Origin of the sequence: Kluyvera cryocrescens NBRC 102467 (assembly GCF_001571285.1) — a bacterium.
In the GTDB taxonomy this organism is placed as follows: Bacteria; Pseudomonadota; Gammaproteobacteria; order Enterobacterales; family Enterobacteriaceae; genus Kluyvera; species Kluyvera cryocrescens.
This window is the reverse complement of sequence record NZ_BCTM01000001.1, coordinates 61639-86271: the sequence shown is the minus strand read 5'-3', so window position 1 is coordinate 86271 and position 24633 is coordinate 61639. Positions and strand designations below refer to the sequence as shown.

The following is a 24633-nucleotide window of genomic DNA, read 5'->3' as shown; positions in this document are numbered from 1 at the left end:
TCGGCTAAAGAACAAAAGTGTGACCGCATTGGTAAAAATCAAAACGTTTTTTCATAAAATTTGAAAGTGTGTTTGTCTGGTAGTAAGGTTACCCTAATGTAATCGACCGACTGCGGGCGAGCCCGCGTAGCTTTCAGGAGAGGAAAGAATGAAAATTGCACTGATGATGGAAAATAGCCAGGCCAGCAAAAACGCGACTATTCATCATGAGTTAAAAGCCGTGGCCGATGAAAAAGGCTTCCCGGTTTATAACGTGGGCATGTCTGATGAAAACGATCATCACCTGACCTACATCCACCTGGGCATCATGGCCAGCATCCTGCTGAACTCGAAGGCGGTAGATTTCGTGGTGACCGGCTGCGGTACCGGTCAGGGCGCACTGATGTCTCTGAACATTCACCCAGGCGTCGTCTGCGGTTACTGCCTGGATCCAGCGGATGCCTTCCTGTTTGCACAGATCAACAACGGTAATGCACTGTCTCTGGCCTTTGCGAAAGGCTACGGCTGGGGCGCTGAGCTGAACGTACGCTACATGTTTGAAAAAGCCTTCACCGGCCGTAATGGCGAGGGTTACCCACCAGAGCGTAAAGAACCTCAGGTGCGTAACGCGGGTATTCTGAATCAGGTGAAAGCGGCAGTGGTAAAAGAAAACTATCTGGATACCCTGCGCGCGATTGATCCTGAACTGGTGAAAACCGCCGTTTCTGGTCAGCGTTTCCAGCAGTGCTTCTTCGAAAACTGCCAGAACAAAGAAATCGAAGCTTTTGTTCGCGAGATCCTGGCATAAGCCCGACCGCCAACAGCGCAATAAAAAACCCACGCACTGCGTGGGTTTTTGTTTTTCAGGGCTAGGCTTTTACTTTCTTCGACACGGAACTGCCCGCATCGCGAGTCAGATGCAGAGTGTCAATCATGCCAACAAGACATATCAGCGCGATAAAGAGAAAAGCCAGACGGAAGCTGATGCCCGGCATGGCAGTTAAATCCAGCAGTGCGCTGAGCTTCTCGCCAATACGAATGCCAATGGCCCCGAGCGTAATCCCCAACCCAATAGCCAACTGGCTGGCGGTGCTAAACAAGGTGTTAGCGTAGCTCATTTGTGCAGAGGGAACGTCGGCGAAGGCCAGGGTACTGACGCCGGTAAACTGAATAGAGCGGAACACGCCTCCCAGATACAAGATCAGCATAATGACCCAAACCGGCGTTTGTGGCGTCAGGAAGGCACAGGCAACCAGCGCCAGCACGTTGAGCGCGCCGTTAAGCAAAAGCAGACGACGGAAGCCAAGCCAGCGTATCAGCGGCGTGGTGGCCGGCTTAATGGTCAGGTTACCCACGAAGACCGCCAGAACTAAGAGCCCCGAGTGGAAGGGATCCATACCGAAACCGACCTGAAAAAGCAGCGGCAGCAGAAACGGGACGGCGCTTATCGACGCGCGGAAGAGTGAGCCGCCGTACATGGTGACCCGGAAAGTGGGAACCTGTAGCGCATCCATACGGATCATTGGTGCCGGGCTGCGGCGGAAGTGCCGTAGCGCATAATAAAACGTCACGCCGCCAAGCAATAGCAGTGCGGCAACCAGCCCGCCCTGCATTTTCTCAGCGCCCAGTAACTCCATGGCATAAACCAAACTGACCATCGAAATTGAGGTCGCCAGAAAACCGGGCAGATCGAAAGGGCGGCGTTCATCATCGCGAATATTCGGGATGATCCGCAGCGCTAGAATGATGGCAATAATGCCGAGCGGGACATTAATAAAGAAGATCCAGCGCCAGTCCGCAACGCTGGTAATGAATCCGCCCAGAGGTGGCCCAATTATCGGGGCGATGAGCGCCGGCCAGGTCAGCGTAGCAATCGCGGTAATGAGCAGATGTTTAGGTGTGGTTCGCAGCACGGCGAGCCGACCAACCGGAACCATTAGCGCGCCGCCCACGCCCTGTAGGATGCGCATAGCCACAAAGCTATGGGCACTGGTCGCAAGACCGCAGAAGACCGAGGAGACGGTAAAGATAGCCAGTGCGATACTGAAGATGGTGCGGGCGCCAAAGCGGTCTGCTATCCAGCCGCTGGCTGGAATCAGTACGGCGAGGGTTATCAGGTAAGCGCTGATGCCGATATTCAAATCGACCGCTTCAACGCCGAAGGTTTTCGCCATATCTGGCAAGGCGGTGGCAATCACCGTCCCATCAAGGAACTCCATAAAGAATGCACCGGCCACAAGCAGCGCAGCAGGGGATACCCCACGCGTCGCCTGGGCCTGGAGAGGCTCACTCATCTTTTTTTACCCTATCAAAAGATCTCGTAATATTTACAAATTTTGTAGATGTTGTAAGTGGTAGATTTCTATAACAAAATTTTTATAAATTTAACGCAAAGAATGAAAGTGGTGTGATTTGCATCGCAGAATGGTTGATTTTTGTGACGTGAGTCATATTATAAGCCCGTAGACAATAACACCTGCATAACAAAAAAACGGGAACATCACCATGAAACAGCGTATGCGTAAAATCCTCAAAAGCATGTTTGAAAACTACTGCAAGACCTTCAAAGACGTACCGCCAGGCGCTATGTTCTGATAAAAAAAACCTGCCGCGGCAGGTTTTTTTTGTCTTCTGCAAAAGTAGGTTACTATTACGCTCCGCAAAATAGGAGCAAAAAAATGTCTCAGAAGCTTACCCCTGACGATGAACTGGTTTCCGATGTGGTTGCCTGTCAGCTCGTTATCAAACAGATCCTCGATGTTATTGACGTTATCGCTCCGGTTGAAGTGCGTGACAAGATGGCTTCCCAGCTTAAATCTATTGATTTTACCACGCATCCGGCGGGTGCCGATCCGGTCACGCAGCGGGCCATTCAAAAGGCTATTGCCTTAATTGAGCTGAAGTTTACGCCGCAAGAAACCGCGCATTAATCGGTACTCAGACAACGGGGTTGTCATCTCTGAAGCCTGAAAGGCAAGGGCGTTGGCCGCCCTTGCCGATAAAATTAATGCTGTTGGTGGGCCATGATATTCAGCAGATGCTGGTCGGTTTGTTGAATGCACAGGCCAGCTTTACGCGCACTGCGCACTTCATCCAGAATCGTCTTCAGCAAGATACCATCCTGTTCCTGCTCTTCTTCCAGTGTGTTCAGGAAATTAAGGGTGTTATCGTCTTGAAGCACTTTTGCTTCCAGGGTCAGTTCAGACAGCGTTGACGTCCGCTGTTCGTGGTCTTTAATCGTTTTGACGAAAAGATCTTCGAGCGTTGCGCATTTATCTTCATCGGCCTCAAAGGCCTTGACGACCGGATATGCACCCGCTTTCTTCATGAAATCGAACACCCGCATCATTTGCGTTACGCTGGACTGTGCCTGCGAACGTAGAAACGTCGCGGTGCCATTCAGACGATGTTCTGAGCACCACTCGCTCAAACGCAAATAATGATTAGATGCATAAAATTCAAGATTCATCTGAGCATTAAGCTTTTGAACCATTCCCGATACTGCCATACGAATATCCTTATTGCTGGGTAGGAACGATACGCGTTACACCGCATAGTTCATAATAGCCGCTAACCATGCGCTATTTACACGTTGAATTCGACTACATATTATTTGTAGTCCTCATGCATGACCTGAAATATAATACTTCTCCGGTCGTAAAAAAGAATACTCTTAGAATCGATACAAGAAAACTCTTATAAGCCGCTTTTTACGTTTCGTTACAACACATATTAGAATCAACTTAATATCCAAAATTAAATTTTCGTAATGACATGATTAATAGTGATTGTGACTTTAAGTACATCCTTATAAGAGTTTGTTAACATATGGGAAATCTGTTTCATTGCGTACATTAAAAACGTGACCTACATCTAATATATTCATCATCTATTGATGTCTGGTAGTCGTTATCAGCATTATTTGTTATGAATAAGCGCACGCTATTATCATTCATACTTATATATACGACTTTCCTGCGGCGTTGATAAATATCTCAACGGCATTAATTTTGTTTTAGATCAAATTTGATAGCAGCAGGCAAGTGGATTATGTTCACAGTATTTTAGCGTGTGCAGAGTCCACCCCTTTTTATCGTCAGGGAGGACAATTTTGATATGAATTTACAGGAGTTAAAATGAAACAGGTTGCAGTACTGCTGGCCCCTGGATTTGAAGAAGGGGAAGCGATTGTCACTATCGATATTTTGCGCCGTCTGCATATCGGTGTTGAACTGGTGTCGTGCGCTGAATCCCGTGCGGTGGTGAGCTATCACGATATTCCGATGGTGGCGGATGCGACGCTGGCAGAACGTCTGGATACCCTGTACGACGCGGTGGTATTGCCGGGTGGGCCGCAGGGAAGCGTCAATCTGGCCGCCGATCCCGACGTCATCAAATTTGTGGCCGCCCATGACGCAGCGAATAAACTGATTTGCCCTATTTGTTCTGCCGCCGCCCGCGTGTTGGCCGGTAATGACTTGCTTAAAGGGCGTCGTTACGTGTGCTCCGGTGATTTATGGCAGGATGTTAAAAATGGCGAATACGTTGATGCACCGGTAGTGGAAGACGGTAATTTGATCAGCGGAAAAGGGTTTGGTCACGTGTTTGATTTTGCTTTCACCGTTGCTGCCCGTCTGTTAGGAGATGAAGCGCCGGTACGCGACCACGCCGATCATATCTATTACCGCTGGTAGTTCATTCCCCCTGCGCCGTTATGGCTGATTTTGCGCGAATTGTCCGACAATTCGCGCGTCTTAATATGTAATTATCTGCTGAATCTATGCATCACTTTACTGTAATTCTGCGGTGTGATGCTGCTCTCTTATACAAAACGAATTCCGGGCTATTAATGTTTCAACAACGTTAACGCTGTAAGTAGAACAGCTAATACTTTGTTTTATGTCTAATTTAAATCGGCTCTCTGATTTTTCCCTACATAAAAGAACATTAAGGCTGGAGTTAACCATGCACAAATTTACGCAAGCGTTGGCCGCCATCGGGCTGGCAGCGGTTATGTCACAATCGGCTATGGCTGAAAATTTGAAACTCGGCTTTTTAGTTAAACAGCCAGAAGAACCCTGGTTCCAGACCGAATGGAAATTTGCTGATAAGGCGGGAAAAGATCTCGGCTTTGATGTGATTAAAATAGCCGTTCCCGATGGTGAAAAAACGCTAAATGCTATTGATAGTCTGGCGGCCAGCGGCGCAAAAGGCTTTGTTATTTGTACGCCGGACCCAAAACTGGGGCCAGCCATTGTGGCGAAAGCGCGCAGCTATGACATGAAGGTTATTACCGTCGACGACCAGTTCGTGAATGCGAAAGGCAAACCGATGGATACCGTGCCGCTGGTGATGATGGCCGCCAGTGAAATTGGCGCGCGCCAGGGGCAGGAACTGTATAAAGAGATGCAAAAGCGCGGCTGGGATGTGAAAACCACCGGCGTAATGGCGATTACCGCCAATGAACTGGATACCGCGCGCCGCCGCACAACGGGTTCGATGGATGCGATAAAAGCCGCGGGCTTCCCGGAAAAACAGATTTACCAGATCCCAACCAAATCAAACGATATCCCTGGCGCATTCGACGCCGGTAACTCACTGCTGGTTCAACACCCGGAAGTGAAGCAATGGCTGATTATTGGCATGAACGATAACACCGTGCTGGGCGGCGTTCGTGCAACGGAAGGTCAGGGCTTTAAAGCGGCAAACGTCATTGGTATCGGTATTAACGGTGTGGACGCGGTTAATGAGCTGTCAAAAGCGCAGGCGACCGGCTTCTTCGGTTCACTGCTGCCAAGCCCGGATATTCACGGTTATAAAACCAGCGAACTGCTCTACAACTGGGTAGAGAAGGGTGTCGAACCCCCGAAATTCACCGCGGTGACTGACGTCGTACTGATCACCCGTGACAACTTCAAAGAAGAGCTGGCGAAAAAAGGCCTCTGATTCCTGATGGTTCTCCTCCCGCTTGCGGGGGGAGAAGGATAGCTGATTGTGGAGGTTGCCATGCAACAGTCTGCCCCTTATCTCTCTTTCCATGGTATTTGCAAAACGTTTCCCGGCGTCAAAGCACTGTCCGATATTAGCTTCGATTGCTATAGCGGCCAGGTACATGCGTTGATGGGGGAAAACGGTGCCGGTAAGTCGACGCTGTTGAAAATACTCAGCGGTAATTATTCACCCACTGCGGGCACGCTGGCTCTGCGTGGAGAAGAGATTTCGTTTGCTGACACCACCGCGGCGTTAAACGCCGGTGTCGCCATTATTTACCAGGAACTGCATCTCATCCCGGAGATGACAGTCGCTGAAAATATCTATCTTGGGCAATTACCCAGCCGCGGCGGGATCGTCAACCGGTCATTACTGAACTATGAAGCGCGTCTTCAGCTTGAACATCTGGGTCTGGATATCGATCCCGATACGCCGCTGAAATACCTCTCCATCGGCCAATGGCAGATGGTGGAGATTGCCAAAGCGCTAGCGCGTAACGCCAAGGTGATTGCCTTTGATGAACCCACCAGCTCACTCTCTGCCCGCGAGATCGATAACCTTTTTCGCGTGATCCGCGAACTGAGAAAAGAGGGGCGGGTGATCATCTATGTTTCCCACCGTATGGAAGAGATCTTTGCGATTAGCGATGCCATTACGGTATTCAAAGACGGCCGCTACGTCTGCACCTTTGATGATATGAATGAGGTGAGCCATGACCGTCTGGTTCAGGCGATGGTGGGGCGTAATATCGGTGATATCTACGGCTGGCAGCCCCGAGAATACGGCGAGGAGCGTCTTCGTCTGGCGGAGGTAAAAGCGCTGGGCGTGAGGACGCCCATTTCGTTGTCGGTGCGCAGCGGTGAAATCGTTGGCCTGTTTGGGCTGGTGGGCGCCGGGCGAAGCGAACTGATGAAAGGAATTTTTGGTGGCACAAAGATAACCGGCGGCGAAATCTTTATCGACGGTCAGCGGGTGACCATTGATAAGCCAGCGCAGGCGATCCGTGCGGGAATGATGCTCTGCCCGGAAGACCGCAAGGCCGAAGGAATTATCCCGGTACATTCGGTACGCGACAACATCAATATCAGCGCCCGACGTAAGCATATTCACGCCGGGTGCCTTATCAATAACGCTTGGGAAGCCAGTAACGCTGACCATCACATCCAATCCCTAAACATCAAAACGCCGGGCGCGCAGCAGCTGATTATGAACCTGTCTGGCGGAAATCAGCAGAAGGCGATTTTGGGGCGCTGGCTGTCGGAAGAGATGAAAGTCATTTTACTCGATGAGCCGACGCGTGGGATCGACGTAGGGGCGAAGCACGAGATCTATAACGTGATATATGCGCTGGCAGCCTCCGGGGTTGCGGTGCTGTTTGCCTCAAGCGATCTGCCTGAAGTCCTGGGCGTTGCAGATCGCATCGTAGTGATGCGTGAGGGGGAAATATCTGGTGAGCTGCAGCACGAAAGCGCCAATGAACAGCAGGCCCTAAGCCTCGCCATGCCAAAAGTCAGTCAGGCCGTCGCCTGAGTAAGGAGATTATGATGTCATCTGTTACTACACCTGGCGCTCGCGGCTCATCACTGAGCTTTAGCCGTATCTGGGATCAGTACGGCATGCTGGTCGTGTTTGCCGTTCTGTTTATCTGCTGCGCCCTGTTTGTGCCGAACTTTGCGTCATTTATTAATATGAAAGGCCTGGGCCTGGCGATTTCGATGTCAGGGATGGTCGCCTGCGGGATGCTGTTTTGCCTCGCATCAGGCGATTTCGATCTGTCGGTCGCCTCGGTTATCGCCTGCGCGGGGGTCACCACGGCGGTGGTGATTAATGCCACCGAAAGCCTGTGGATTGGCGTCTTTGCCGGTTTACTGCTGGGGGCAGTGAGTGGATTTATCAATGGATTCGTGATTGCCAGACTCAAAATTAATGCGCTGATCACCACGCTTGCCACGATGCAGATCGTGCGCGGCCTTGCCTACATCATCTCCGATGGTAAAGCGGTTGGGATTGAAGACGAGCGTTTCTTTACGCTCGGTTACGCCAACTGGCTAGGTCTGCCGGCGCCAATCTGGCTGACGGTGGGATGCCTGATTATCTTTGGGCTACTGCTGAACAAAACCACTTTTGGCCGCAACACTCTGGCCATTGGCGGCAATGAAGAAGCGGCGCGACTGGCCGGGGTTCCGGTGGTGCGGACGAAGATCATTATCTTTGTTCTCTCGGGGCTGGTCTCTGCTGCAGCAGGGATTATTCTGGCCTCGCGTATGACCAGCGGACAGCCGATGACGTCAATTGGCTATGAGCTTATTGTCATCTCAGCCTGCGTACTTGGCGGCGTGTCGTTGAAAGGCGGTATTGGCAAAATTTCCTACGTGGTGGCCGGGATCTTAATCCTCGGCACGGTAGAAAATGCGATGAACCTGCTAAATATTTCGCCATTCTCCCAGTATGTGGTGCGAGGCTTGATTCTGCTGGCAGCGGTGATTTTTGACCGCTACAAACAGAAAGCCAAACAAAGCGCATAAAGTCGTTAACCGACGCCGGCGAGTGACGGTGTCGGTTTTGTCCGGCTTATCGCCGCAAGCGATGATTTCGGTGGTGAGTTTCCGAAGCACGTTCATGACAGATGAAAACGCCAGCGAAGTGAGGCGCTGGCGCCCTGGAATCATAAGACTTTCTGCTTTGTTACAGTGTCACTAATAACACATCCACACCGCTATTCCCGACAATATTTTTTGCCGAGCAGGTCGCTCGTGAAAAGAAGCTTTGGTTATGGTTGCCGCAGATAACCAGGTCAACCTGATGGTTTTGGCAAAAGGCTTTCACGTGATCGCACAGTTCACCGGAGGCAATTTGGCTTTTCCAGATAGGGTAGTCGGCGGCGTCGGCCAGGCTTTGCAGAAACTGCCGCGTCTCTTCCTGCATCAATTCCCGCAGGCTCTCCATCATTGGCGCAGCAAGTTGGTTATACATTTCGGGATCGGTAGAGAGGGTAATCAGGCTGAGGCGCGCATTTTCCGGCCGCGCAATGGCGACGGCTTTTTTCAGCAATGCATGGCTTTCCGGCGTCGGCGCGACGGCCACTAAAAGATGTGAGTAAGGCATCAGACCTCCTTGCTTGAATAATACGCACTCTATCACCCATCTCTTACTCTTTTTCCGTCACGCCCGCAAGCATTAGACGGAATATCGCTGCTTATAACTTAACCTAATACATAAGCAAATTTTATGCGAATAGTTGTGCGAAATTAAGCCAACTTGCATAAGCATGACTGAATATATGATGTAATAAACATGTCTTATGAACATTTAATTTTTGATGAATTGATGTTAACCAAAAGTAAATAACTTGCGAATCAATTTGTGATCAATGTTCTAATGTTTCAATTTATTGAATTTACGATGAATTTTGTTTATTAGATGAAAGCATGATCTGTGATAAATTTTTCGTAAATGGCTCACGTAAAGTCGCACATTCTGAATCGCCGTTTAATAATTTCAGTGAATGAATATCCGTTAGGGTGGAATAAAACGCCGCTTTAGCTGCTCGTTTATTGGTCAAAATACAAAGGTGACTGATAGATCGACGTCAGAAATACGATTTGATTTTGTGACGAAGATCACATAAATTTCAAATTAACAGCGAAGTAACATTGTATGTGTCACATCTGGCGAGTAAAGTTGCGTCGAATTAGGAAAAATCTTAGTAAATTGTAAGAAATGTTTAGATTTGTCGGGTCATAAGTGAAATCGTTGCCCGATAATGACACAGAAAGATTTGCCTGATTGGCCATGCATTTCGACCGATTCATTTTTTTATCGGGCCTTGCCCGACGACATCACGGGGTATGCGGTTTGACCGCATAAAGTACTAATTGGTTATTCGGGATGGGGAAAATGCATACATCCGAGTTGCTAAAGCACATTTACGACATTAATTTGTCTTATCTGCTTCTTGCACAGCGTTTGATTGGTCAGGATAAGGCTTCTGCTATGTTCCGCCTCGGTATCAACGAGGATATGGCAAAAGTCCTCGGGGAACTGACGCTCCCGCAGATGGTGAAATTAGCGGAAACTAACCAATTGGTTTGTCAGTTCCGCTTTGATAACGCCCAAACCATAACCCGTCTGACGCAAGAGTCTCGCGTTGACGACCTTCAGCAGATTCACACCGGTATTCTGCTCTCCACCAGATTGCTGAATGAAGCCAGTCACTCAGGCGAACCTGCCCGTAAGAAAAGGGCTTGAAGATGAGCGAAAAAAGCATTGTTCAGGAAGCCCGCGATATTCAGCTTGCGATGGAGCTGATCACGCTGGGTGCTCGTTTGCAGATGCTGGAAAGTGAAACTCAGCTCAGCCGTGGTCGGCTGATTAAGCTCTACAAAGAGCTGCGGGGTAGCCCGCCGCCGAAGGGAATGCTGCCGTTTTCAACGGACTGGTTTATGACATGGGAACAGAATATCCACTCATCCATGTTCTGCAATGCCTGGCAGTTCTTACTCAAAAGCGGTCAATGCTCTGGCGTTGATGCCGTGATCAAAGCCTACCGTCTCTATCTTGAACAGTGTCCACAGCAGGATGAAGGGCCGCTGTTAGCCCTGACTCGCGCATGGACTTTAGTCCGTTTCGTTGAAAGCGGATTACTTGAACTTTCGAGCTGCCATTCTTGCGGCGGCAATTTTGTGACTCACGCACACCAGCCTGCGGGAAGCTTTGTCTGTAGCCTGTGCCAGCCTCCATCACGCGCAGTAAAAAGACGTAAACTTTCCAGCGATCTTGCCGATAGTAATCCACAACTGCTGGATGAACAGATAGGGCAAGCTGTTTAACCCCACGTCACGTGGATTAAACACTCCAGCAGCGGTCTTCGGGCCGCTGCTTTTTTTTACCCCATGCGGGGTGAAATGACTCATCTGTCTCCTCTCTTAGTCAACAGTGGAAGGATGATAGCGTGCTTATCTTAATAGGTTACCTGGTTGTTTTGGGGACAGTTTTCGGCGGTTACATGATGACCGGCGGACACCTTGGAGCACTGTATCAACCGGCTGAGCTGATCATTATCGGCGGGGCGGGGGTCGGCGCATTTATCGTGGGTAACAACGGTAAGGCCATCAAGGGGACGATGAAGGCGCTGCCTTTACTGTTCCGTCGCTCGAAATACACCAAAAGTATGTACATGGACCTGCTGGCGCTGCTCTATCGCCTGATGGCCAAATCCCGTCAGCAAGGGATGTTTTCGCTGGAGCGGGATATCGAAAACCCGAAGGAGAGCGAAATTTTTGCCAGCTATCCGCGCATTCTGGCGGATGCGGTCATGCTCGAATTTATCGTCGATTACCTGCGCCTGATTATCAGCGGCAACATGAACACCTTCGAAATTGAAGCGCTGATGGATGAAGAGATCGAAACCCATGAAAGCGAAAGTGAAGTACCGGCTAACAGCCTTGCGCTGGTCGGCGATTCGCTGCCGGCATTCGGTATCGTTGCTGCGGTTATGGGGGTGGTGCACGCGCTGGGGTCGGCGGATCGTCCGGCGGCGGAGCTGGGGGCGCTGATTGCTCATGCCATGGTGGGGACCTTCCTCGGCATTCTGCTGGCATACGGTTTCGTATCGCCGCTGGCGAGCGTGCTGCGCCAGAAAAGTGCCGAAACCACCAAGATGATGCAGTGCGTCAAGATTACGCTGTTATCCAACCTCAATGGCTACGCGCCGCCGATTGCCGTTGAATTTGGGCGTAAAACTCTCTACAGCAGTGAACGTCCTTCGTTCATCGAACTGGAAGAACACGTTCGCGCGGTACGTAACCCGGCAGGCCAGCAGCAAACGACCACCGAGGACGCATGAAAAACCAATCGCATCCCATCGTCGTCGTCAAACGGCGTAAGCATAAATCACACGGCAGCGCGCATGGGTCGTGGAAAATCGCCTATGCCGATTTTATGACCGCCATGATGGCCTTCTTTCTGGTGATGTGGCTTATCTCGATCTCCAGCCCGAAAGAGCTTATCCAGATTGCGGAATACTTTCGTACCCCGCTGGCTACCGCAATTACCGGTGGTCCGCGGATGGCGAACAGCGACAGTCCCATTCCCGGCGGCGGCGATGATGTGACCCAGCAGCAGGGTGAAGTGAATAAGCAGCCGAATATTGATGAGCTGAAAAAAAGGATGGAAGTGAACCGCCTGAAGCGTATTCGTGGCGAGCTCGACCAGCTTATTGAAGCCGATCCCAAACTCCGTGCGCTGCGCCCGCACCTGAAAATCGATTTGGTGCAGGAAGGCCTGCGTATCCAGATTATCGATAGCCAGAATCGGCCGATGTTTAAAACCGGTAGCGCCGAGGTAGAGCCGTATATGCGCGATATTCTGCGCGGTATTGCCCCAGTGCTTAACGAGATCCCGAACAAAATTAGTCTTTCCGGCCATACTGATGATTACCCCTATGCGACCGGGGAACGCGGTTACAGCAACTGGGAGCTGTCGGCGGATCGCGCCAATGCTTCGCGCCGCGAGCTGGTGGCGGGTGGGCTGGACGATGGCAAAGTTTTACGCGTCATTGGGATGTCAAACTCAATGCGCCTATCAGCACGCGGTGGCGGCGATGCGATCAACCGTCGTATCAGCCTGCTGGTGCTGAATAACCAGGCTGAACAGGCCATTCTCCACGAGAATGCCGAGAGCCAGAATGAACCTTTAAGCGTACTACAGTCGCCGAATGCCTCACCAGCAGCGGCAGGTACTACGCCGCCCCAACCCGACTCGAGGTGATAGCGTGAGCATGGATATCAGCGATTTTTATCAGACATTTTTTGATGAGGCCGACGAACTGCTGGCCGATATGGAACAGCATCTGCTGAACCTGGTGGTGGATGACCCTGACGCTGAACAGCTGAACGCGATTTTCCGCGCGGCGCACTCGATTAAGGGCGGGGCTGGCACGTTTGGCTTCACGATTTTGCAGGAAACCACTCACCTGATGGAGAACCTGCTGGATGAAGCCCGGCGTGGTGAAATGCAGCTCAACACCGATATTATCAACCTGTTTTTGGAAACCAAAGATATTATGCAGGAACAGCTCGACGCCTATAAAAGCTCCAGCGAACCGGATGCTGCCAGCTTCGAATATATCTGCAATGCCCTACGCCAACTGGCGCTCGAGGCAAAAGGCGAAAGCGTCCCCTCTGTCGCTGGCAACGCCCGACTGAGCGTGGTGGCGAATAGCCCGCAGGATGACGCGGATGAGGTGCAGGCCACGGCGGAGGGCGGTAAAACGCAGATTACGCTGTCTCGTCTGAAATCCGGTGAACCCGAAATGCTGGAAGAGGAGCTGGGGAACCTGGCGACCTTAAGCCAGGTCAGTAAAACGGCCGATTCTCTGACGGCGATCCTCGAGGGTGACGTAAACCAGGACGACATCGTTGCCGTGCTGTGTTTTGTCATTGAGGCCGACCAGATTGAGTTCTCCACCGTTACGGCAGTGGCCCAAGCTGAGCCGATCGTGGAAGAGGAAGTGATTGCAGCGCCTATCGACCTGCCGATTGCGGTCAATGGCCCGGCACCATCGCCGCGCGTTGAGCGCGAAAAACCGGCGGCGCGCAGCAACGAATCCACCAGTATTCGCGTCGCGGTTGAGAAGGTAGATCAGTTGATTAACCTGGTAGGCGAACTGGTGATCACCCAGTCGATGCTGGCGCAGCGCTCAAATGCGCTCGACCCGGTTTCCCACGGCGACCTGATAACCAGCATGGGCCAGCTTCAGCGCAATGCCCGTGACCTTCAGGAGTCGGTGATGTCCATCCGGATGATGCCGATGGAATACGTCTTCAGTCGCTTCCCTCGTCTGGTCCGCGATCTGGCCAGCAAGTTGGGTAAACAGGTTGAGTTGACGCAAATTGGTAGCTCAACGGAACTCGACAAGAGCCTCATCGAACGCATTATCGACCCGTTAACGCACCTGGTGCGTAACAGTCTCGATCACGGTATTGAATCACCGGAAGCGCGTCTGGCGGCGGGCAAATCGGCGGTGGGGAATTTGATCCTTTCCGCTGAACATCAGGGCGGCAATATCTGTATTGAAGTCACCGATGACGGCGCCGGGCTTAACCGTGAACGCATTCTGGCGAAGGCGATGTCGCAGGGAATGTCGGTGAGTGAAAGTATGACCGATGAAGAGGTCGGGATGCTGATTTTCGCTCCGGGATTCTCCACCGCCGAACAGGTGACCGATGTCTCCGGACGCGGCGTGGGCATGGATGTGGTGAAGCGTAATATCCAGGAGATGGGCGGCCACGTTGAAATCAAATCCAAACAGGGGGCGGGTACGACCATCCGCATTCTGCTGCCGCTGACGCTGGCCATTCTGGATGGTATGTCGGTGAAGGTGAGCGAAGAGGTCTTTATCCTGCCGCTGAATGCGGTGATGGAATCCCTTCAGCCGCGTGAAGAGGATTTACATCCTCTGGCGGGCGGCGAGCGCGTTCTGGAAGTGCGCGGAGAATACCTGCCGCTGGTCGAACTGTGGAAAGCATTCGACGTGCAGGGGGCGAAAACCGAGGCGACGCAGGGGATTGTCGTGATCCTGCAAAGCGCCGGCCGCCGCTATGCGCTGCTGGTCGATCAACTGATTGGTCAGCATCAGGTCGTGGTGAAGAACCTGGAGAGCAACTACCGCAAGGTGCCGGGTATTTCGGCGGCAACCATCCTTGGCGACGGCAGCGTCGCGCTGATTGTCGATGTCTCCGCCCTGCAGGGATTGAATCGTGAAAAACGTCTGGCGAACACAGCCGCCTGAAACGCAGAGAAAAGGTAAAAACATGACCGGTATGACGAATGTAACAAAGCTGGCGGGTGAACCGACAGGGCAAGAATTTTTGGTATTTACGCTGGGCAATGAAGAGTACGGCATTGATATCCTGAAGGTACAGGAGATCCGCGGCTACGATCAGGTGACGCGCATTGCCAACACGCCGGCGTTTATTAAAGGCGTCACCAACCTGCGCGGTGTGATTGTGCCGATTGTCGATCTGCGGGTGAAATTCAGCCAGGAAGACGTCGAGTACAACGATAATACCGTGGTGATTGTGCTTAATCTTGGCCAGCGCGTGGTCGGTATTGTGGTTGATGGCGTATCCGACGTGCTGTCGCTGGCGTCAGAACAAATTCGTCCGGCACCGGAATTTGCGGTGACGCTGTCGACCGAGTATCTGACCGGTCTTGGTGCACTGGGCGACCGGATGCTGATTCTGGTTAATATTGAGAAACTGCTCAATAGCGAAGAGATGGCTCTGCTCGACAGCGCCGCCAGCCACGCCGCCTGATAACGAAAGGGTTCATCGTCGCACAACGATGAACCCTTGTTCCAACAACGGCGCACTCCTCTTTCTCACCCTCCGCCCTGGCTGCCGATCGCAACGCTTTGTCGCTGATCTCCAACATCGTGTTCTTTGCCATAAAACGGATCTGCATCGGCTTTGGCGAGAATGCCGCGGCGGTAGAGTAGGGGCGTTGTCAGGAGATGTCGGCAGGAGAAGTAGGACCATTGATTTAGCCAGACCGGGCGGTCTGGCTACGGTGAGATCATTCTTCCCGGCGGTATGGTGACATGATCACCCGGGAAGAAAACAGCAGGCTTACATATTCTGCTGCGCCATTTCCGGCTCTTCTTGCGCCAGTTGGCCTTCGTTTTGCGACAGCATCGCCGTGGCCACGCCGTTACCCAACACGTTGATCGCTGAACGACCCATATCGAGGAAGTGGTCAATGCCCATCAGCAGTAAAATCCCGGCGACTGGAATATTGAAGCTTGGGATGGTTGCTGCCAGCACCACCAGCGCAGAGCGCGGCACCCCGGCAATCCCTTTGGAAGCCAGCATCAGCGTCAGCATCAGCACGGCAATCTCAGAGAAGCTCAGATGAATGTTGTAGGCCTGGGCAATAAACATCGAGGCGAAAGAGCAATACACCATCGAACCGACGAGGTTAAAGGAATAGCCAATCGGTAGCACGAAGGAGACGATATTGCGCGAACAGCCAAATTTGGTCAGCTGTTCCAGGGTTTTTGGATAAGCCGCTTCGGAGCTGCTGGTGGTGAACGCTACCAGTACCGGATCCTTAAGCATGCTGAGCAGACGGAAAACATCCTTTTTCAGCACCATATACCCGATAGCGACCAGCACGCAGCAGGTCAGTACAATCGCGACATAATAGCCGCCGATAAACGAGGCGTAGTTGAGCAAAATGCCCAGCCCTTCGGTGGCAATGACCGACGAAATGGCGGCAAAAATCGCCAGCGGCGCAACGTACATCACGTAGCCTGTGACCTTGAGCATAATGTGCGAAACCACGTCCAGCGCGGCAACCAGCGGTGCGTTGAACTTCTGGCCGAGCGAGGCGCCGCCGATGCCAAAGAACATCGAGAAGACCACAATCTGCAGAATTTCGTTATCGGCCATCGCGCCGACGATGCTGGTCGGAATAGTGTGTGACAGGAAGCCTTTCAGGCTCATCCCGCTCACCGCCAGACCGGTATCGACCGTGTCTTTAGGAATCGCTAAGTTCAGGCCGCTACCGGGTTGTTGCAGCGTCACGATAAACAGGCCGACCAGAATAGACAGCACCGAAGAGCTGATAAACCAGACCATCGCTTTCCCACCCACGCGACCAATGGTGGAGGTTTCGCCGAGCTTCATAATGCCCACGGTCAACGTACTAAACACTAATGGCGCAATGACCATTTTGATTAGACGCAGGAAGATGTCGGTGAACAGCGTGATGTTGCCAGACCAGACTTCGATGGTGGTTGCTGATGCATAGGAATGGATCATTGCGCCGGTGAGAATCCCCGCCAGCATGAAAATCACGATAAAAATCGTGAGTTTGTTTGCGTTTGCCACAAAAAATACCCCGTCAGATTACGAAATTGCCCCGCGATGAAGAAATGTTTTTTTATTATGTAATGCCATCAATTCATTCATTACATAAATTGTATGAAAGTGGGGGCATTTACAACTTTTTTTTATATTTTATAAAAAGCGTTGTGATTCAGTGACTCGCGTCTCCCCCTGGTCTGACCCCTTCTCCTGCCTGCGATTTTTACTCTGAGCGCTCGTAAAGTTTCTATTTAGGATGCCGATAACAGCGGTAACTGAATATAGAGAAGGTGTTGTATGTTAAACCGTATCCGCGTTGTCACACTGCTGATGTTGGTGCTGGTCGTCTTCGCACTTCTGCAGTTACTTTCGGGGAGCTTTCTTTTTTCCTCGTTGCACCAAAACCAACAGAGCTTTGCGCTCTCCAATTCGCTGCGCACGCAACAAACGGAACTCACCAAGGCGTGGGGTCTGATGCTGCAAACCCGTATCAACCTCAGCCGCTCGTCGGCGCGGATGATGATGGACACCAATAACCAGCAGAGCAGTGCCAAAAACGAACTGCTGAAAAATGCCAGAACCACGCTGACTCAGGCGGCTGGCCACTTCGAACGCTTTAGCCAACTTCCTCCCCAGCCTGCGATGAACGAAATCAGTGCGCAGGTGACGAAAACCTATAACAGCTATTTTGCTGCGCTACAGGAGCTGGTGGGTTTCCTTGAGAGCGGCAATATGGACGCCTACTTTGCCCAGCCCACGCAAGGAATGCAGAACGCGCTCGGCGAAGCCATGAACCAGTATTCCACGCAAAGTGAGCAACTCTATCAACGCGCCTTTACCACCAGCAGCCGTGATTATCAGATTGCGCGTTGGCAACTGGCAGTGCTGGCCGTGGTGCTGGTATTGGTCATGGTCGGGGCATGGTTCGGTATTCGCGCCATCTTGCTGAAACCGCTGGCGGCGGTCATGGGGCACATTCGCCATATTGCGGCGGGTGATCTGACTCAGAGTCTGACGCTGCGCGGCCGAAATGAAATTACCGAGCTGGGTGATACCGTCACCCATATGCAGAATTCGCTGATCGATACCGTGACGCACGTCCGCGAAGGGGCGGAAGCTATCTATCATGGAACCAGTGAGATCGCCGCCGGTAATAACGATCTGTCTGCGCGGACGGAACAACAGTCTGCGTCGCTGGAGGAGACCGCCGCCAGCATGGAACAGCTCACGGCAACGGTGAAACAGAACGCCGAAAATGCCCGTCAGGCTTCTCATCTTGCATTAAGCGCGTCCGAAACTGCCCAGCGCGGTGGCAACGTGGTCAACGGCGTGGTGAACACCATGCATGAGATCGCTGCCAGTTCACAGAAAATATCCGATATTACCGGGGTTATCGACGGCATTGCCTTCCAGACTAATATTCTGGCGCTTAATGCCGCCGTCGAAGCGGCTCGCGCTGGGGAACAAGGGCGCGGCTTTGCGGTGGTGGCTGGCGAAGTGCGTAATCTTGCCAGCCGCAGTGCGCAGGCGGCAAAAGAGATCAAAGCATTAATTGAAGATTCTGTCTCTCGTGTCGATACCGGATCGGTGCTGGTCGAAAGCGCCGGTGAAACCATGACTGATATCGTCAATGCGGTGACCCGCGTAACCGACATCATGGGTGAAATTGCCTCGGCCTCCGATGAACAGAGTCGGGGTATCGACCAGGTGGCTATTGCGGTGGCGGAGATGGACAGCGTGACGCAGCAAAACGCCTCGCTGGTGGAAGAGTCGGCTTCTGCGGCGGCGGCACTTGAAGATCAGGCTGAGCGTTTGAATCAGGCCGTTGCGGCATTTCGCCTTAACGCCACGGCGGTGAACCGGAATACACAAACTGCGGTATCTGCGCAGGCGGCACCCGTGCGGCTTGCGGCGAGCGCCGGCAGCCGAACGGATAACAACTGGGAAACCTTTTAATTTTACCCGCGGCACTTGCCGCTTTTAGGAGTGTGGTGATGCTTTATCGTATTCGAATCTCTACCACGTTATTTCTGATTTTGATTATCTGCGGGATTTTGCAGATTGGCAGTAATGGACTCTCCTTTTGGGCTTTTCGCGATGGGCAAAACAACATTTACCAGGTTGACCAGAGCAGCCAGCAGCTAAATACCTTAACCGAGTCTCGTGCGGCGATGCTGCAGGCGAGCACAATGTTGAACAAAGCCGGCACCCTGACGGCGCTGAGCTATCCGCCAACGGAAGTGCGCAGCATGATCGATGACGTTAAGCAGGAGCTTTCCGAGGCAGATGCTTTGTTTAAAGGATTTATGGCTCTGCCGTTGATGAGCGCCCACGACAAAGCGTTGCAAAGTCAGACGGAAAAAACCTTCACCGCGTGGCATGAAATGTTGGCGCATCAGACCGCCTGGCTTGAGAACAACCAGCTGGCGGAATTTGTCGCGGCGCCGGTGCAAAAAACCCAGGACCAGTTCGACAATGACTATGAGAGCTGGCGTAAAAATATCGAGAACTACGTGGCGGCCGCCGAGCGAGAAAGCCAGAGCGACTACCACCGTTCGACGATTACCTTTGTCGCCATGGTGCTTATTTCCGTACTGCTGACCGTCGGCGCGCTGTGGTGGGTGCGGCATATGATTGTTAAACCACTCGCCATCATTAGCAGCCACTTTGAGGGGATTGCCAAAGGCAACCTGGCGCGCCCGGTATCGGTGTACGGTAAAAATGAAATCAGCGCTATCTTTGCCGGTCTGAAAACCATGCAGCATTCCCTGCGTGAAACCGTAGGGCACGTGCGTGAGGGCAGCAATGCCATGCATACCGGCATTTCGGAAATTGCCGCCGGCAATAACGATCTTTCTGCACGTACCGAACAGCAGGCGGCTTCGCTGGCCGAAACCGCGGCCAGCATGGAACAACTGACCGCCACGGTCAGCCAAAACGCCGACAACGCTCGTCAGGCATCGAATCTGGCCCATGGGGCTGCTGATACCGCCAAGCGCGGCGGCGAACAGGCCAGCCACGTTGCGCAGACAATGCACAACATCGCCACCAGTTCGAAGAAAATCAGCGACATTATCAGCGTTATCGATGGTATCGCCTTCCAGACCAATATTCTGGCCCTCAACGCGGCGGTGGAAGCCGCGCGCGCCGGAGAGCAGGGCCGCGGCTTCGCGGTGGTTGCCGGAGAAGTGCGTAACCTCGCCAGCCGCAGCGCTCAGGCAGCCAAAGAGATTAAAGGTCTGATCGAAGAGTCGGTGGCTCGCGTGCAGGAAGGTTCGGCGCTGGTGGAAACCTCGGCGAATACGATGACGGAAATCGTCCAGTCGGTGACCCGGGTCAACGACATTATGGGCGAAATCGCCTCGGCGTCCGACGAGCAGCGTCGCGGAATTGAGCAGGTTGCGCAGGCGGTAAGCCAGATGGATCAGGTGACGCAGCAAAACGCCGCGTTGGTTGAACAGGGCGCCGCTGCGACGGAACAGTTGGCAAGCCAGGCCGATCATTTAACCACCGTTGTTTCTGTATTTGAGCTTGACGAAGTGAAGGCAGAAGCGCCGCGCGAAAGCGTTGTGCTGTCTGCGATACCCGCAGTTTCATGAAGTGATGTGATGTAAGAAGGCGCTATGACTGTATCTCTGCCAAATGGGCAATCGCAACTACTGAGCCAGCTGACGCAGCGCCTGACGCTCACCGACGCGCAGTTTCGTCGGATCTGTCAATTGATCTACCAGCGCGCGGGCATCGTGCTGGCGGATCATAAACGTGACATGGTTTACAACCGCCTCGTTCGGCGTCTGCGGACGCTGAATCTGGAGGATTTTGGTCATTATCTCAGCCTGCTGGAAGCCAATAGCGACAGCGCGGAGTGGCAGGCGTTTATTAATTCGCTGACCACCAATCTGACGGCGTTCTTCCGCGAGGCGCATCATTTCCCGACGCTGGCTGAACATGCCGCGCGGCGGCAGGGTGAGTATCGGGTGTGGAGCGCGGCGGCATCAACCGGCGAGGAGCCTTATTCCATTGCCATTACGCTTGCCGACACGCTGGGAACGGCGCCGGGGCGCTGGCGGGTGGTAGCCAGTGATATCGACACCGAAGTACTTGAAAAAGCGCAGAGCGGAATTTATCGCCTGGAAGAGTTAAAGACGCTCTCCCAGCAACAGCTTCAGCGCTATTTCATGCGCGGCACCGGTCCACACGATGGTCTGGTGCGCGTACGTTCAGAGCTGGCGAACTACGTGGATTTCAGCGCGTTGAACTTGCTGAGCTCTCATTACGCGATTTCGGGGCCGTTCGATGCGATCTTCTGTCGAAACGTCATGATCTACTTCGATAAGGCGACCCAGCAGGAGATTTTAAAACGTTTCGTGCCGCTGCTAAAACCGGATGGACTGCTGTTTGCCGGACATTCGGAGAACTTCAGCCATATCGCGCGTGAATTCAGCCTGCGCGGACAAACGGTCTATGCGCTAAGTAAGGGAAGAGCATGAGTAAAATCAGGGTCTTGTCGGTCGATGATTCGGCGCTGATGCGGCAAATCATGACTGAGATTATCAATGAACATGACGACATGGAGATGGTGGCGACGGCTCCCGATCCGTTGGTCGCCCGCGATCTTATCAAGAAATACAATCCGGATGTGCTGACGCTGGATGTCGAAATGCCGCGCATGGACGGTCTCGATTTTCTGGAAAAACTGATGCGCCTGCGCCCCATGCCGGTGGTGATGGTTTCTTCGCTCACGGGGAAAGGATCGGAAGTGACACTACGCGCGCTGGAGTTGGGCGCAATAGATTTCGTCACCAAACCGCAGATCGGCATTCGCGAGGGAATGCTGGCGTACAGCGAAATGATTGCCGATAAAGTCCGGGCGGCAGCGCGGGCGCAGATTAGCGCGCACAAATCTCTGGGCGCGCCGAAGGCGCTAAAGGCCGGTCCGATGCTGAGCTCGGAAAAATTGCTGGTGATTGGCGCGTCCACGGGCGGAACGGAAGCCATTCGCCACGTCTTGCAGCCGCTGCCGTTGACCAGCCCAGCGATTCTTATCACACAGCACATGCCGCCGGGCTTTACGCGGTCATTTGCGGAGCGGTTGAACAAGCTGTGCCAGATAACGGTGAAAGAGGCCGAGGATGGTGAACGCGTGTTGCCGGGACACGCTTATATTGCGCCGGGCGACAAACATATGGAGCTGGCGCGCAGTGGGGCGAACTATCAAATCAAAATTCATGATGGGCCGCCGGTTAACCGGCATCGCCCGTCGGTGGATGTGCTGTTTCATTCGGTGGCGAAAAATGCCGGGCGCAATGCGGTAGGGGTGATCCTGACGGGCATGGGCAACGACGGCGCGGCCGGAATGTTGGCGATGCATCAGGCCGGCGCCTGGACCATTGCGCAGAATGAAGCCAGTTGTGTGGTGTTCGGCATGCCGCGTGAAGCCATCAATTCCGGTGGTGTCAGCGAAGTGGTCGATCTTAGCCAGGTAAGCCAGCAAATGCTGGCGAAAATCAGTGCCGGACAGGCAATACGTATTTGAATCAGGAGAATTATTTTATGGCGGATAAAGAGCTTAAGTTTTTGGTTGTGGATGACTTTTCCACCATGCGTCGCATCGTGCGTAACCTGCTGAAAGAGCTGGGGTTCAACAACGTGGAAGAAGCCGAGGACGGCGTTGATGCGTTGAACAAACTGAATGCGGGCGGGTTTGGTTTTGTCATCTCCGACTGGAACATGCCAAATATGGACGGACTGGAGCTGCTGAAAACCATTCGTGCCAACGGCGCGATGGCGGCCATGCCGGTGCTGATGGTCACGGCGGAAGCGAAGAAAGAAAACATTATCGCCGCTGCGCAAGCGGGGGCCAGCGGATATGTGGTTAAGCCGTTTACCGCGGCGACTCTGGAAGAAAAACTGAACAAAATCTTCGAGAAACTGGGCATGTAAGGTGACGACCATGATGCAATCTTTCATTAAGCCCGGCGAAGAACATTCGGCCGCGGATATCATTAGCCGTATTGGCAATCTGACCCGTATGCTGCGCGACAGCCTGCGTGAGTTAGGGTTGGATCAGGCCATTGCCGAGGCGGCAGAAGCGATCCCGGATGCGCGCGACAGGTTGGATTATGTGGTGCAGATGACCGCGCAGGCTGCTGAGCGTGCGCTCAACAGCGTGGAAGCGTCTCAGCCACACCAGGACGAAATGGAAAAAGGGGCGAAAGCCCTCAGCACGCGCTGGGATGCGTGGTTTGAAAACCCGATTGAGCTGGCCGATGCCCGCGAACTGGTGAGCGATACGCGGAAATACCTTGGTGAGGTGCCGGGGCACACCAGCTTCACTAACGCCCAACTGCTTGAAATTATGATGGCGCAGGATTTCCAGGACCTGACCGGTCAGGTGATTAAGCGCATGATGGATGTTATCCAGGAAATTGAGCGCCAGTTGTTAATGGTGCTGCTGGAAAATATGCCTGAGCAGGGCGCACGCCAGAAGCGTGAAAATGACAGTCTGCTCAATGGCCCGCAGGTGGATACTTCAAAAGCGGGCGTGGTGGCAAGCCAGGACCAGGTGGACGATCTGCTCGATAGCCTGGGATTCTGATAGTCAAATGGCCCGCTAGCGGGCCATTTTGCTTTCCGGATAGGTTACTTTATATCCATTCTTACCGTTACATTGCCTTCAAACTTACCGGGAGCCGGCTGCGCGCTGGTGGTGGCTACCGGGGCCGCAGACATCAGAATATGGCCATCCCCGTTGCCGTCGAGCTTGATCGGGAATTCCATGCTGCCATCAAGTGCGACGTTAAGATTGTTGCTGTCGTACATGCGTACGCCAATATCATCCCGTCCCATCATTTTGGCAATATAACCCGTTCCCGTATCGCTAACCCCTTGATCAGAGGTGAGCGTCAGTTTGATTTTGTCTGTGTTGTCCGACGCTGGGTTATCACAGTGGAAATTGATATCCACATCGCGTAGAGCGAAGCCAACCGGTGGCTGGCCTTGAGCGACAAAGTTAGAGCTGGCGACAGAGTTGAAGTCGACGTTAATGATGCTACCGGCGTTGATAGTACAACTCAAAGGGGCACTTAAAGATCCTGAAATAGTCATTCGGGAGGCTAACTGTGCGTTGGCAAAAGAACAGGAACCGGTGCCGTAAAATATACACAGGCTGGTTTCCGCCAGCGTTTGAGTTGGGATGAGTTCCGTACCAAAAATGGGTTGGACAATATGGATCGAGGCGGTCAGCTTATTCCAGTTGAATGTTCGCTGGGGAACGCCTGCGGCAGGGCTTTTGGCGCATAGACTCTGCGTAGATTCATCATTCGTGCCTTCGAAGGTGCTCGTCGGCGGCGCGGTTATGGGGTAAGTCGTCAGCTTAGTCAGCGTTCCTCCTCCGGCCACGGTGTCGGTAAATAGGGTTAACTGGATATCCAGCTTGTCGGTGAGTTTACCGTAGCCCGGGGTTGAGCCTGCCATGAGCGGCGTCGCGCGGTAGGAGTACATGTTCTCCTTGTCCGTGCTCCTTAAGCCTGGGCAACTGCTGCATTGGGCCGGCAGCGGCTCTGCCGGGATCATGTAATTATTCAGCGGCGAAATGGTATTACCGGCATAGTTCATCGCTGAGCTGAGTTCATCATTCAGCGTCACTTTAACGTCCCCCTTAACCGGGAAGCAGCCGGTTAAGAAGGTTGCTGCGGCATTGACGTGTAGGGTGAAAGCCAGCGTTGCCAGTAGCAGAATGATTTTAAAACGGCGTTTAACCGTAAAGCGAAAGATAGGGTTGTGCGACACGTGA

24 protein-coding genes are annotated in these 24633 nt (G+C 52.9%); 19 read left to right on the top strand and 5 right to left on the bottom strand.

Translation table 11 applies throughout. The features are described from left to right. The first annotated feature begins 148 nt into the window (after positions 1 to 148). Positions 149 to 787 (top strand): RpiB/LacA/LacB family sugar-phosphate isomerase, encoded by a 639-nt coding sequence (locus KCR01S_RS00450; RefSeq protein ID WP_061279174.1) that lies wholly within the window; start codon positions 149 to 151, stop codon positions 785 to 787. 61 nt (positions 788 to 848) lie between these two features. On the opposite strand, the gene KCR01S_RS00445 is transcribed toward KCR01S_RS00450, so the two are convergent. Continuing rightward, positions 849 to 2273: an MFS transporter gene (locus tag KCR01S_RS00445; protein ID WP_061279172.1), complete on the bottom strand. Its 1425-nt coding sequence runs from the start codon at positions 2271 to 2273 to the stop codon at positions 849 to 851. Between the two features lie 211 nt (positions 2274 to 2484). Here KCR01S_RS00445 and azuC point away from each other — a divergent pair, with 211 nt between their 5' ends. Further along, positions 2485 to 2574, top strand: a complete 90-nt coding sequence (azuC, locus tag KCR01S_RS25015; protein WP_015963980.1) for a stress response protein AzuC — start codon at positions 2485 to 2487, stop codon at positions 2572 to 2574. A gap of 83 nt (positions 2575 to 2657) precedes the next feature. Further along, positions 2658 to 2909, top strand: a complete 252-nt coding sequence (locus KCR01S_RS00440) for a DUF2766 family protein (RefSeq protein ID WP_061279170.1) — start codon at positions 2658 to 2660, stop codon at positions 2907 to 2909. Between the two features lie 74 nt (positions 2910 to 2983). Here KCR01S_RS00440 and KCR01S_RS00435 read toward each other — a convergent pair whose 3' ends face one another. Further along, entirely contained in the window at positions 2984 to 3487 is a 504-nt protein-coding gene (locus KCR01S_RS00435) for a non-heme ferritin-like protein (protein ID WP_061279168.1), read from the bottom strand. Positions 3488 to 4115: 628 nt separating this feature from the next. On the opposite strand from KCR01S_RS00435, the gene KCR01S_RS00430 reads away from it, so the two are divergent. From KCR01S_RS00430 to araH, 4 genes are all read left to right on the top strand, one after another. Beyond that, positions 4116 to 4673 carry a DJ-1/PfpI family protein gene (locus tag KCR01S_RS00430; RefSeq protein WP_061279166.1) on the top strand — a complete coding sequence of 186 codons (558 nt, stop codon included), beginning with the start codon at positions 4116 to 4118 and terminating at the stop codon, positions 4671 to 4673. 271 nt (positions 4674 to 4944) lie between these two features. Beyond that, positions 4945 to 5925: an arabinose ABC transporter substrate-binding protein gene (locus KCR01S_RS00425; protein ID WP_061279164.1), complete on the top strand. Its 981-nt coding sequence runs from the start codon at positions 4945 to 4947 to the stop codon at positions 5923 to 5925. 60 nt (positions 5926 to 5985) lie between these two features. Continuing rightward, on the top strand, positions 5986 to 7500 hold the full coding sequence (araG, locus tag KCR01S_RS00420; RefSeq protein WP_061279162.1) for an L-arabinose ABC transporter ATP-binding protein AraG: 1515 nt from the start codon (positions 5986 to 5988) through the stop codon (positions 7498 to 7500). 14 nt (positions 7501 to 7514) lie between these two features. Continuing rightward, complete coding sequence (gene araH, locus KCR01S_RS00415) at positions 7515 to 8495, top strand: L-arabinose ABC transporter permease AraH (RefSeq protein WP_061279159.1); 981 nt, start codon at positions 7515 to 7517, stop codon at positions 8493 to 8495. Between the two features lie 160 nt (positions 8496 to 8655). Here the strand turns inward: araH and uspC are convergent, their stop codons facing one another. Further along, positions 8656 to 9075, bottom strand: a complete 420-nt coding sequence (gene uspC, locus KCR01S_RS00410) for a universal stress protein UspC (protein ID WP_061279157.1) — start codon at positions 9073 to 9075, stop codon at positions 8656 to 8658. Positions 9076 to 9867: 792 nt separating this feature from the next. On the opposite strand from uspC, the gene flhD reads away from it, so the two are divergent. The 6 genes from flhD (at position 9868) to cheW (ending at position 15287) form a co-directional block, all read left to right on the top strand. After that, positions 9868 to 10218, top strand: coding sequence for a flagellar transcriptional regulator FlhD (gene flhD, locus KCR01S_RS00405; protein ID WP_061279155.1), 351 nt, complete (start codon positions 9868 to 9870; stop codon positions 10216 to 10218). A 2-nt stretch (positions 10219 to 10220) separates the two neighbouring features. Further along, positions 10221 to 10799, top strand: a complete 579-nt coding sequence (gene flhC, locus KCR01S_RS00400; protein ID WP_061279153.1) for a flagellar transcriptional regulator FlhC — start codon at positions 10221 to 10223, stop codon at positions 10797 to 10799. 122 nt (positions 10800 to 10921) lie between these two features. Beyond that, complete coding sequence (gene motA, locus KCR01S_RS00395) at positions 10922 to 11815, top strand: flagellar motor stator protein MotA (RefSeq protein WP_052283486.1); 894 nt, start codon at positions 10922 to 10924, stop codon at positions 11813 to 11815. Further along, complete coding sequence (motB, locus tag KCR01S_RS00390; protein ID WP_061279151.1) at positions 11812 to 12738, top strand: flagellar motor protein MotB; 927 nt, start codon at positions 11812 to 11814, stop codon at positions 12736 to 12738. The genes motA and motB overlap by 4 nt, the downstream gene beginning before the upstream one ends. A 4-nt stretch (positions 12739 to 12742) precedes the next feature. After that, on the top strand, positions 12743 to 14761 hold the full coding sequence (cheA, locus tag KCR01S_RS00385) for a chemotaxis protein CheA (RefSeq protein ID WP_061279149.1): 2019 nt from the start codon (positions 12743 to 12745) through the stop codon (positions 14759 to 14761). Positions 14762 to 14783: 22 nt separating this feature from the next. Continuing rightward, entirely contained in the window at positions 14784 to 15287 is a 504-nt protein-coding gene (gene cheW / locus KCR01S_RS00380; RefSeq protein WP_052283483.1) for a chemotaxis protein CheW, read from the top strand. Between the two features lie 312 nt (positions 15288 to 15599). Here cheW and KCR01S_RS00375 read toward each other — a convergent pair whose 3' ends face one another. Beyond that, complete coding sequence (locus KCR01S_RS00375; protein WP_061279147.1) at positions 15600 to 16862, bottom strand: dicarboxylate/amino acid:cation symporter; 1263 nt, start codon at positions 16860 to 16862, stop codon at positions 15600 to 15602. A 273-nt stretch (positions 16863 to 17135) separates the two neighbouring features. On the opposite strand from KCR01S_RS00375, the gene tar reads away from it, so the two are divergent. The 6 genes from tar to cheZ are packed head-to-tail and all read left to right on the top strand — an operon-like array spanning position 17136 to position 23436. Further along, positions 17136 to 18794 (top strand): methyl-accepting chemotaxis protein II, encoded by a 1659-nt coding sequence (tar, locus tag KCR01S_RS00370; protein ID WP_061279145.1) that lies wholly within the window; start codon positions 17136 to 17138, stop codon positions 18792 to 18794. 38 nt (positions 18795 to 18832) lie between these two features. Continuing rightward, entirely contained in the window at positions 18833 to 20437 is a 1605-nt protein-coding gene (locus KCR01S_RS00365; RefSeq protein ID WP_061279143.1) for a methyl-accepting chemotaxis protein, read from the top strand. 24 nt (positions 20438 to 20461) lie between these two features. After that, positions 20462 to 21328, top strand: coding sequence for a protein-glutamate O-methyltransferase CheR (gene cheR, locus KCR01S_RS00360; RefSeq protein ID WP_061279141.1), 867 nt, complete (start codon positions 20462 to 20464; stop codon positions 21326 to 21328). After that, positions 21325 to 22374 (top strand): protein-glutamate methylesterase/protein-glutamine glutaminase, encoded by a 1050-nt coding sequence (locus tag KCR01S_RS00355; protein WP_061279139.1) that lies wholly within the window; start codon positions 21325 to 21327, stop codon positions 22372 to 22374. The genes cheR and KCR01S_RS00355 overlap by 4 nt, the downstream gene beginning before the upstream one ends. A 17-nt stretch (positions 22375 to 22391) precedes the next feature. Continuing rightward, positions 22392 to 22781 carry a chemotaxis response regulator CheY gene (gene cheY / locus KCR01S_RS00350; protein ID WP_052283477.1) on the top strand — a complete coding sequence of 130 codons (390 nt, stop codon included), beginning with the start codon at positions 22392 to 22394 and terminating at the stop codon, positions 22779 to 22781. Between the two features lie 10 nt (positions 22782 to 22791). Continuing rightward, positions 22792 to 23436, top strand: a complete 645-nt coding sequence (gene cheZ / locus KCR01S_RS00345) for a protein phosphatase CheZ (protein ID WP_061279137.1) — start codon at positions 22792 to 22794, stop codon at positions 23434 to 23436. 44 nt (positions 23437 to 23480) lie between these two features. Here the strand turns inward: cheZ and KCR01S_RS00340 are convergent, their stop codons facing one another. Further along, a complete protein-coding gene (locus KCR01S_RS00340; protein WP_061279135.1) occupies positions 23481 to 24629 on the bottom strand; it encodes a fimbrial protein in 1149 nt (382 codons plus the stop codon). Positions 24630 to 24633 lie beyond the last annotated feature (4 nt).

What these genes read in the sequence shown, in the direction of transcription:
- cheW (WP_052283483.1), top strand. Translation starts at nt 14,784, where the DNA reads ATGACCGGTATGACGAATGTAACAAAGCTGGCGGGTGAACCGACAGGG.
- araG (WP_061279162.1), top strand. Translation starts at nt 5,986, where the DNA reads ATGCAACAGTCTGCCCCTTATCTCTCTTTCCATGGTATTTGCAAAACG.
- tar (WP_061279145.1), top strand. Translation starts at nt 17,136, where the DNA reads ATGTTAAACCGTATCCGCGTTGTCACACTGCTGATGTTGGTGCTGGTC.
- azuC (WP_015963980.1), top strand. Translation starts at nt 2,485, where the DNA reads ATGAAACAGCGTATGCGTAAAATCCTCAAAAGCATGTTTGAAAACTAC.
- KCR01S_RS00355 (WP_061279139.1), top strand. Translation starts at nt 21,325, where the DNA reads ATGAGTAAAATCAGGGTCTTGTCGGTCGATGATTCGGCGCTGATGCGG.
- KCR01S_RS00450 (WP_061279174.1), top strand. Translation starts at nt 149, where the DNA reads ATGAAAATTGCACTGATGATGGAAAATAGCCAGGCCAGCAAAAACGCG.
- motB (WP_061279151.1), top strand. Translation starts at nt 11,812, where the DNA reads ATGAAAAACCAATCGCATCCCATCGTCGTCGTCAAACGGCGTAAGCAT.
- KCR01S_RS00440 (WP_061279170.1), top strand. Translation starts at nt 2,658, where the DNA reads ATGTCTCAGAAGCTTACCCCTGACGATGAACTGGTTTCCGATGTGGTT.
- KCR01S_RS00435 (WP_061279168.1), bottom strand. Translation starts at nt 3,487, where the DNA reads ATGGCAGTATCGGGAATGGTTCAAAAGCTTAATGCTCAGATGAATCTT.
- flhD (WP_061279155.1), top strand. Translation starts at nt 9,868, where the DNA reads ATGCATACATCCGAGTTGCTAAAGCACATTTACGACATTAATTTGTCT.
- cheZ (WP_061279137.1), top strand. Translation starts at nt 22,792, where the DNA reads ATGATGCAATCTTTCATTAAGCCCGGCGAAGAACATTCGGCCGCGGAT.
- flhC (WP_061279153.1), top strand. Translation starts at nt 10,221, where the DNA reads ATGAGCGAAAAAAGCATTGTTCAGGAAGCCCGCGATATTCAGCTTGCG.
- KCR01S_RS00430 (WP_061279166.1), top strand. Translation starts at nt 4,116, where the DNA reads ATGAAACAGGTTGCAGTACTGCTGGCCCCTGGATTTGAAGAAGGGGAA.
- KCR01S_RS00365 (WP_061279143.1), top strand. Translation starts at nt 18,833, where the DNA reads ATGCTTTATCGTATTCGAATCTCTACCACGTTATTTCTGATTTTGATT.
- cheR (WP_061279141.1), top strand. Translation starts at nt 20,462, where the DNA reads ATGACTGTATCTCTGCCAAATGGGCAATCGCAACTACTGAGCCAGCTG.
- araH (WP_061279159.1), top strand. Translation starts at nt 7,515, where the DNA reads ATGTCATCTGTTACTACACCTGGCGCTCGCGGCTCATCACTGAGCTTT.
- cheY (WP_052283477.1), top strand. Translation starts at nt 22,392, where the DNA reads ATGGCGGATAAAGAGCTTAAGTTTTTGGTTGTGGATGACTTTTCCACC.
- uspC (WP_061279157.1), bottom strand. Translation starts at nt 9,075, where the DNA reads ATGCCTTACTCACATCTTTTAGTGGCCGTCGCGCCGACGCCGGAAAGC.
- KCR01S_RS00445 (WP_061279172.1), bottom strand. Translation starts at nt 2,273, where the DNA reads ATGAGTGAGCCTCTCCAGGCCCAGGCGACGCGTGGGGTATCCCCTGCT.
- KCR01S_RS00425 (WP_061279164.1), top strand. Translation starts at nt 4,945, where the DNA reads ATGCACAAATTTACGCAAGCGTTGGCCGCCATCGGGCTGGCAGCGGTT.